Origin of the sequence: Geomonas sp. (genome assembly GCF_035254065.1) — a bacterium.
In the GTDB taxonomy this organism is placed as follows: Bacteria; Desulfobacterota; Desulfuromonadia; order Geobacterales; family Geobacteraceae; genus Geomonas.
Map to the genome: position 1 here is coordinate 18,788 of NZ_DATFBA010000318.1, position 8,465 is coordinate 27,252.

Genomic DNA, 8,465 nt, shown 5'->3' on the forward strand with positions numbered 1-8,465 from the left:
CCCTTCACGGGGAGGGACAGGAGCTTGCCCGCCGTAGCTTGCGCGAAGGCGGGTGAGGATGGGGTACCTTACTCGTAGCGGAGCGCTTCGATCGGGTTCATCGAGGCGGCCTTTCTGGCGGGGTAGAACCCGAAGAAGACCCCGACTCCTGCCGAAAAGGCGAAGGCGATGACGATGGTTTTCACCGAAACCAGCGTGGGCCAGCCGACCAGCTTCGCCACCAGGTAGGCGCCCAGCACCCCGAGCAGCATGCCGATCAGGCCGCCGCAGGTGGTCAGCAGCACCGCCTCGGTCAGGAACTGCAGGAGGATGTCCCTCTTGCGCGCGCCAATGGCGATCCGGATGCCGATCTCCCGGGTACGCTCGGTGACCGAGACCAGCATGATGTTCATGATGCCGATCCCCCCCACCACCAGCGAGATGGAGGCCACCGCGCCGAGCAGCATGGACATCACCTTGGAGGACTGCTCGGAGACGGCCAGGATCTCGGAAAGGTTCCTGATCGAGTAGTCGACCTCGCGGCTGGGACCGATGCGGTGGCGCTGGTTGAGCAGAGCCGTCACCTCCTCCTCGGCCTTCTTGAGCACCTCGGCATTCTTGGCCTGGATCAGCAGCGACCCCACCGCGTTGGGGAACTGGCCGCCGATCAGCTTCCTTTGGGCGGTGGTCAGCGGCACATAGACCACGTCGTCCTGGTCCTGCCCCTGCGGCGATTGCCCCTTGCGCCCCAGGATCCCCACCACGGTGAAGGGGATCTTCCTGATCCTGATCACCTTTCCCACCGGATCGGAAGCGCCGAACAGATTATCAGCGACCGTCTGGCCGAGCAAGCAATTCTTGGTCGCCCCGTCCACGTCCGATTGCAGAAGGTTACGCCCTGAGGCCAACGACCAGTCGCGCACCACCACGATTTCCGGGGTCACCCCGTTGATGATGGTGGACCAGTTCTGGTTGCCGAAGACCACCTGGCCGGTGCCGCGCACGGTGGGGGCGGCCTCGGCCACCGACGGGAACTCCGCCTTGATCGCCTTGGCGTCGTCATAGGTGAGGTTCTGGGTGGCTCCGCTCCCCGAGCGCATCCCCCCGCTGGTCACCGAACCGGGCAGCACCAGGAGCAAGTTGGAGCCGATGCTGGAGATCTGGTCGGAGATCATCTTGCTCGCGCCGGAACCGATGGCGACCATGGCGATCACCGCCGCGATGCCGATGATGATCCCCAGCATGGTGAGAAGCGCCCGCATCTTGTTGACTCTCAGGGCGCGCAGGGCTATGCGCAGGCTCTGCAGGAAGCTGGTCACGGGGAGACCTCCGCAGCAAGGGAAGCACTTTTCGGGGTATGGAGGGTATCGCTCATCAGCAGACCGTCCCGGAAGATGATGTGGCGACCGGTGAAGTCGGCCACCTCCGGCTCGTGGGTGACCATGATGATGGTGATCCCCTGCCGGTTGAGCTCCTGGAAGATGTTCATGATCTCCACGGTCGTCCGGGAATCGAGGTTGCCGGTGGGCTCGTCGGCCAGAATGATGGAGGGCTCGTTGACCAGGGCACGGGCGATGGCGACGCGCTGCTGCTGGCCGCCGGAGAGCTGGTTGGGGAAGTGCCCCTCCCGTCCTTTAAGCCCGACCCGCTCCAGGGCGGCGAGGGCGCGCGCACGCCGCTGGCTGGCCGGCATCCTCGCGTACACCAGGGGGAGCTCGACGTTTTCGCGCGCGGAGGTCCGGGGCAGCAGGTTGAACCCCTGGAAGACGAAGCCGAGTTTTTCGTTCCTGATGCGGGCGAGCTCGTCCTGGGAAAGCTCTCCCACATCCACGCCATCCAGCAGGTAGCGGCCGGCGCTGGGGACGTCGAGACAGCCAAGGATGTTCATGCAGGTGGACTTGCCGCTCCCTGAGGCTCCCATGATGGAGACGAACTCGCCGCGGCTGACCGAAAAGGAGACCCCCTTCATGGCCTCCACCCGCTCCTCACCCATGCTGTAGACCTTGGCGACCTCGCTGAGACGGACCACTTCGCTCATCTAGAACCTCGGTCCCATCGGCGATCCCATGCCGCTCTTCTTCGCTTGGCCGACCTGCTCGACGATCAGCTGGTCGTTCTCCTTGACCTCCCCGGAGACAAGTTCGGTGAAGCTGCCGTCCGAGATCCCGGTAGTGACCGAGACCGGCTGCGCCGTTCCTTCCGCTTTCAGGAGGTAGACCTTCTGACCGCCCCCCTTGCCCGCCGGAGCTTTGCCCGCCTCCCCTTTCCCGCCGGCAGCTTGTCCCTGGCCGGCCGGCATGGAGGCCGGTGCCGCGGCCGCCGGCTTGCCCCCGTCCTTCCCTTCCTTGGGCTTGAAGCGCAGCGCGGCGTTGGGGATCTTCAGCACGTCCTCCTTGCTCTGGGATTGCACGGACACGTTGGCGGTCATGCCGGGTTTCAGTTTGAGCTCCTTGTTGCTGACGCCGATCACCACCACGTAGGTCACCACGTTCTGGGTGACCACCGGAGCGTTCCTGATCTGGGTCACCTGCCCTACGAACTGCTGATCCGGGTAGGCGTCCACCGTGAAGGTGGCTCGCTGGCCGACCTTGACCCGGCTGATGTCCGATTCGTCGACGCTGGTCTCGATCTGCATCTTGGTGAGGTCCTGGGCGATAGTGAACAGCGTGGGGGTCTGGAAGGAGGCGGCCACCGTCTGCCCAACGTCGACGTTTCGGGAGACCACGATGCCGTCCACCGGGGACCTGATGGTCGAGTAGGCCAGGTTGGTCTCCGCCTGCTTGAGCGCGCCCCGGCTCTGCAGGATGCTCGCCTCGGCGGCGGAGATCCCGGCCAGCGCGGAGTCGTAGGCGGTCTGGGCGGTATCCAGGTCGCTTTGCGAGATGATCCCCTGTTCCAGGAGCTGCTTGTTCCTCCCCAGCGTCCGCTTGGCGTCAGCCAGGGTTACCTTGGCCTTGGAGAGGGCGGCCTGCGCGCTCAGCAGGTTGCCGCGGGACTGCTGGACGGCCGACTGAAAGAGCGCCGGGTCGATCTGGGCGATCGGCTGCCCCTTGTGCACCTGGGAGTTGAAATCGACGTACAGCTTGGAGATGGTGCCGGAGACCTGGGTGCCGACCTGGACGTTCACCACGGCGTTGATGGTTCCGGTGGCGGAAACCGTGGAGAGTATGGTGCCACGCTCGACTTTGAGCGTCTTGTACTGCGGCTTGGGGGGCTTCTTGAAATAGAAGAAGCCGCCCAGGCAAAGCGCCGCCAGCACCAGTACCGCCAAAGCTACAATTTTTTTCACCAGTTCACCTCATGGAAGACGATGGGGATGCCTGCCAAGCTACCCCCGGAATGTGCAGGAAAAATGGTTTCCGCGCAAACCGTGACAGCGAACCGCCAGGGTTTTCGAAAGTCGTCAGTTTATCGGTCCTCCGTGCACGGGTCAATGATAAAGATCTGCACCCTTTGCGACACCCTCTCCCGTTGTCCGCCCCGCTTCGCCTCAAGTTTTTCAATGCTCACCCGATTACCTGTTGGTAAAGTCATACTTTAGGTATTAGCGCTAAATAACCGTTTTTGTGTTGTTTTTACCGCTGGGCGACAGTATGATGCCGCGACACTAAAACGGCGACCTGCCATAGCCATACAAGGAGCAAGGGATCATGAAGACGACGAGCGTGCGATGCCGATAAAAAAACTGACCGCAGGGGTGGTAATGCTGGCCTCCACCCTTTTCTCCATAACCGTCCATGCAGCACCTGCACCGGTTTCCGCCCAGCCAGCGGCGGCAGTCGGGCAGTCAGTACCGACCGTACAGGAAACCACGGCAACCACCGACGCCGAAAACGCACCGCCGGCAGCAAACGACTTCACGAGCGCTGCCAAGGATCACCCTGCCAGCAGGGCACAGGAGCTGACCGTCCCCGAGCAAAGCGGCCCCGATCCCCAATCCACCGATATCGACAAGTTGAACCTCCACTACCTGAAGGGCGTTGCCATCGATACCGGCAAGATCATCGCCTCCCCCATCCACTGGGACAAGAAGGACTGGTTGAGGGTCGGCGTGGTAGTGGGCGTGACCGGCACCCTGCTGCTGGTGGATGACAAGATCAAGGATTTCGCCCAGGACCATCAGAATCACGTGACCTCCAAGTTCGCCGCCCTCGGCAACGACCTGGGGAACGGTCTCTACACCCTGCCGCTGGTGGGGGCCTTCTACGCTTACGGCGCGTTGGGCGACGACCACAAGGCGCGCAAGACCTCCTTGCTGGCGCTGGAGAGTTTCGCCATTTCGGGGCTGCTGACCGAAGGGGTCAAGGCGATCGGGGGGAGGCACCGCCCCAACACCGGAGACCGCGCCACGACCTTCGACGGTCCGGACTACATGAAGAACGTATCCTTCAGCTCCGGCCACACCGCCTCGGCTTTCGCCATCGCCACCGTATTCGCCGACCAGTACAAGGACAACGCCTGGGTGCCTGCCATTGCCTACTCGCTGGCCACCCTGACCGGTCTCTCCCGCATCTACATTAACGAGCACTGGGCGTCCGATGTCTTCTTCGGCGGCGCGCTCGGCTACTTTACCAGCAAGGCCCTCCTCAAGTGGCATGAACACGACAAGGACCAGCTCCTCGGCAAGCGGCTGACCATCATGCCCCAGTTGGGTCAGCAGATGACCGGCCTGAAAGTTAACTACCAGTTCTAACGCTTCCGCATCTCCCACCCGCCCCTCCCCTTTCCACTCGGGGAGGTGGAATCCCCACCTAGCTGCTCGCTGGATCACAAATACCGTTAGTCACCAGGCCCATTTGACACCAATAGGTCAACGTGTAAAATTTCCCAGAGTCTGTCGGCAGCCCCACCTGAAGCGGCTCGGCGGCCGGCAGCTCGAATAACAATCACATTAAACAAGGAGACAGTTATGATGACGTTCCAAGCGAAGGATTTCACGAAGCTGATCGGCATGGAAGGTTTCAGCGAAACGCTCCTCAAGAACCACTTCACCCTGTACGAGGGGTACGTGAAGAACACCAATACCTTGACCGAGAAGCTGGCCAACCTCCGCAAGGAAGGAAAGGGAGCCGATCCCGAGTACGCCGAGATGAAACGCAGGCTGGGATGGGAGTTCGACGGCATGCGTCTCCACGAGTGCTACTTCGAGAACCTGGGCGGCAAGAGCCCGCTGAACGCGGAAGGGAAGCTTGGTGCCAAGATGCGCCAGGAGTTCGGCAGCTACGAGGAGTGGGAAAAGGACTTCAAAGCAACCGGCGCCATGCGCGGCATCGGCTGGGCGATCCTCTACCAGGACGTCACCAACGGCAGCCTGCAGAACTTCTGGATCAACGAGCACGACGCAGGCCACCCCGCCTGCTGCGTCCCGCTTTTGGTCATGGACGTCTTCGAGCACGCCTTCTTGACCGACTACGGCCTGAAAAGGGCCGATTACATCGCCTCCTTCTTCAAGAACGTCGACTGGAACGCGGTCGAGCAGAGGATGAAAATGTAGCCCACAGGCGGCCTTTGCACGCAACGGCAACAGGAATATGGGTAAACGCAAAGGCCTCGGCGGGATTGAGGCCTTTGTTTTTTATCGGCGGGAGCAAGGGGAACTGACATGGCAACCTTCAAACTGACGACACTCCTGTATGCCCTCGCCGTGCTGATGGCCGCCCTGGCGCCCCCGGCCGCCAACGCTTCCGAACTCTTCGCGCTGGGGGGGGTGATGAGATCCTCTGATCCCCAAGACGCCTCCTACTCCTGGCAGCTCGAGTACCGCCAGGATCTCTACCGACACCTGGCTGCAGGTTTTTCCTACCTCAACGAAGGACATGTCGACGGCCACCGCAGGGACGGCTACACCGCGCAGCTCTGGCTGCGCAGCGAGCTGTTCGCAAAACGGTTGACGGTGGCCGCCGCCCTGGGTCCCTACTTCTACCTCGACACCACCAGGGCGTTCAACGCCAAAGGGTTCACCAACGACCATGGCACCAAGGCGATGCTCAGTTTCGCCGCGGCCTGGCACCTGCAGAACGACCTGATCTTCGAGCTGCGCACCAACTGGACTACCGGCGGGCAAAACTTCGACAGCGCCTCCGTTTTGGGCGGCATCGGCTACCACTTCGATCCGAACCTGGAGCCCCGTCCCGGCAAGGAGTTCGAGCATGAAGCCCAAAACGAGATCACGGCCTTCCTGGGACAGACCATCCAGAACAGTTTCGAATCGGAAACCGCCATGTCCGGGGAGATCGAGTATCGTCACCGGTTCCTGCGCCACCTGGACTGGACCATCGGCAACATCTACGAGGGAAATGACAAGCTGGCGCGACGTGACGGGCTGGTCAGCCAGGTCTGGGCCAACCAGGACCTCCTGGAGGGGCTCATCTCGGTCGGTGTCGGCGTCGGCCCCTACCTAAGCCTCAGCCACTACCACAACGCGCTGGTTGACGATGACCAGCGCTTCGCCTGCATGGTCACCCTGGGGGGGAGCTATCGGTTCACCCCACACTGGGGCCTCCGTGTTTCCTGGAACCGGATGGTGACCGGAAACGATCTGGACAGCGACATTATCATGGGAGGGCTCGGGTACCGCTTCTAATTTTTTCCTCGGTACGCCCGCCCTCCTACCACCATAATCGCCTCACAATAGCCCCCTCAGACCTCTCTTTTCCCTCATGTTGTTCACTCGACCAGCAGCCATCTGTCCTGAGAAAACCGCCCCCGACCCACTTTTTCAGCTGAGGGGCACCAGCCACGCCACCTTGCAACACTGCGAAATTACAAATTATTTAATGACTCAACCGGTATTCGCCTCACAAATCGCCTGGCCCGCTACTTGCGGGTGCACTCTTTTTCCAAAAAAATTAAGACTTTGGTGCCTTTTCATTTAACCAATGGTTGCTATACTTTTTACCAATGAAATGAAAAGTGTTTTTATTTTAATGTGGCGATGCCGACACCTATGAACACCTGAAGGATTTTAATTTATGAGCAGGGAGGGAGAATGTGATGACTGGCACAGCAAAAACACTCAAAGGTCTATTGTACTGGTTGATGTTGTTGGCCCTTTTAGCTGGATGCGGAGGGGGCGGTGGCACCTTGCTTGGTGCCGGTCCCTCTCCTAACCCCGAAGTCACCCTGGTCTCGGTCCAAGTAACGCCCACGGCTGCCAACATCGCCTTGGGAACCGCGACCCAGGTCAAAGCCACCGGGATCTATTCCGACAATTCGACGCGCGATCTCACCGAGGCTGTCACCTGGACATCATCCAATGCAGCCGTCGCCGCGGTCAGCAACACGGCCGGCTCCCGCGGTCTGGTCGGCACGGTTGCCGCCGGCAACGCGGTGATCAAGGCCACCTCCGGATCACTCTCCGGCAGCTGCTCGCTGAAGGTGATCGCCGCCACCCTCACCTCCATCAACATCACGCCGATCTCACCCACGGTCGCCATCGGTACCAAGCAGCAGTTCACCGCTACCGGTATTTTCAACAGCGCTGCAGGGGTGATGGAGCAGGATCTGACCCGTCAGGTCACCTGGAGCTCGTCCAACGGCAACGTTTCCATCAGTAACGCCGCTGGCAGCAAGGGTCTGGCGAGCGCGGTGTCGGCTGGCTCCGCCAACATCACCGCCAGCATGACCATCGGCGGCAACGTCGTCAATGGCGTCACCGTGATGACCGTTTCGTCCGCCAACCTGGTATCCATCGAAGTTACCCCCACCCTGCCCTCCATAGCGGTCGGCGCCAGCCAGCAGTTCAGCGCCACCGCGATCTTCGACGACGGCAGCAAGCAGGACTTCACCAGCATGGTTACCTGGAGCTCCTCCAGCAGTTCGGTCGCCTCCATCAGTGCAAGCGGCCTGGCAAGCGGCTCGGCAGCGGGCACCACCACCATCAAGGCCACCTCCGGCGGCGTGACAGGCTCGACTACCCTTACCGTTTCCTCGGCATCGTTGGTCGCCCTGGAACTGATCCCCCTCTCCCCCTCCATCGCGCTGGGATCACCGCAGCAGTTCGCCGCCATCGGAAGGTACTCGGACAACTCCACCCAGGACCTGACCACTCAGGCCACCTGGGCCTCGTCCAACACCGCCGTCGCAACCATCAGCAACGCCGCTGGCTCCTTCGGCAACGTGGTGCCGGTGGCTCCCGGCACCACCACCGTCAGCGCCGCGCTCGGCAGCGTGTCGGCCAGCACCCAGCTCACCGTCAAGGATTCCTCGGTCACCCTGCTCTCCATCGACGTGCAGCCCGCCATCCCCAGCATCCCGGTGGGGGTCCAACAGCCCTTCACTGCCACCGGCACCTACTCGGACGGCACTACCGAAGACCTCACCGCAGCAGCAGTCTGGACAACCGACCAACCGACGGTCGCGGCCATCAGCAACGTGTCCGGCTCCAAGGGTGTAGCTACCACCATTGCCCAGGGAACTGCCACCATCACCGCTTCGGTCGGCACCGTGTCGGGCAACACCCAGCTGACCGTCAATAGTGCCACCCT

The 8,465-nt window shown here is 61.7% G+C and carries 7 protein-coding genes; 4 read left to right on the forward strand and 3 right to left on the reverse strand.

All coding sequences use genetic code 11. The features are described from left to right. Positions 1 to 68: 68 nt before the first annotated feature. Genes VJ604_RS14720 through VJ604_RS14730 form a run of 3 tightly spaced genes read right to left on the reverse strand, consistent with a single transcriptional unit; the run spans position 69 to position 3,268 of the window. Entirely contained in the window at positions 69 to 1,298 is a 1,230-nt protein-coding gene (locus VJ604_RS14720; RefSeq protein ID WP_324083760.1) for an ABC transporter permease, read from the reverse strand. Next, positions 1,295 to 2,017, reverse strand: coding sequence for an ABC transporter ATP-binding protein (locus VJ604_RS14725; RefSeq protein WP_324083763.1), 723 nt, complete (start codon positions 2,015 to 2,017; stop codon positions 1,295 to 1,297). The genes VJ604_RS14720 and VJ604_RS14725 overlap by 4 nt, the downstream gene beginning before the upstream one ends. Continuing rightward, a complete protein-coding gene (locus VJ604_RS14730) occupies positions 2,018 to 3,268 on the reverse strand; it encodes an efflux RND transporter periplasmic adaptor subunit (RefSeq protein ID WP_324083765.1) in 1,251 nt (416 codons plus the stop codon). Positions 3,269 to 3,649: 381 nt separating this feature from the next. Between VJ604_RS14730 and VJ604_RS14735 the strand changes: the two genes are divergently transcribed. The 4 genes from VJ604_RS14735 to VJ604_RS14750 all read left to right on the forward strand — a co-directional run. After that, on the forward strand, positions 3,650 to 4,672 hold the full coding sequence (locus tag VJ604_RS14735) for a phosphatase PAP2 family protein (RefSeq protein WP_324083767.1): 1,023 nt from the start codon (positions 3,650 to 3,652) through the stop codon (positions 4,670 to 4,672). Positions 4,673 to 4,888: 216 nt separating this feature from the next. Beyond that, positions 4,889 to 5,473, forward strand: coding sequence for a superoxide dismutase (locus VJ604_RS14740; RefSeq protein WP_324083769.1), 585 nt, complete (start codon positions 4,889 to 4,891; stop codon positions 5,471 to 5,473). 108 nt (positions 5,474 to 5,581) lie between these two features. Next, the gene (locus VJ604_RS14745; RefSeq protein ID WP_324083770.1) at positions 5,582 to 6,562 is read left to right on the forward strand and encodes an outer membrane protein; all 981 of its coding nucleotides are present in this window, start codon (positions 5,582 to 5,584) and stop codon (positions 6,560 to 6,562) included. A 443-nt stretch (positions 6,563 to 7,005) separates the two neighbouring features. Further along, positions 7,006 to 8,465 (forward strand): Ig-like domain-containing protein (locus tag VJ604_RS14750; RefSeq protein WP_324083772.1); only part of this gene is annotated, 1,460 nt, incomplete at its 3' end.

Bases quoted from the DNA above. Each gene is read 5' to 3' on its own strand.
- VJ604_RS14725 (WP_324083763.1), bottom strand. From the start codon at position 2,017: ATGAGCGAAGTGGTCCGTCTCAGCGAGGTCGCCAAGGTCTACAGCATG.
- VJ604_RS14735 (WP_324083767.1), top strand. From the start codon at position 3,650: ATGCCGATAAAAAAACTGACCGCAGGGGTGGTAATGCTGGCCTCCACC.
- VJ604_RS14740 (WP_324083769.1), top strand. From the start codon at position 4,889: ATGATGACGTTCCAAGCGAAGGATTTCACGAAGCTGATCGGCATGGAA.
- VJ604_RS14745 (WP_324083770.1), top strand. From the start codon at position 5,582: ATGGCAACCTTCAAACTGACGACACTCCTGTATGCCCTCGCCGTGCTG.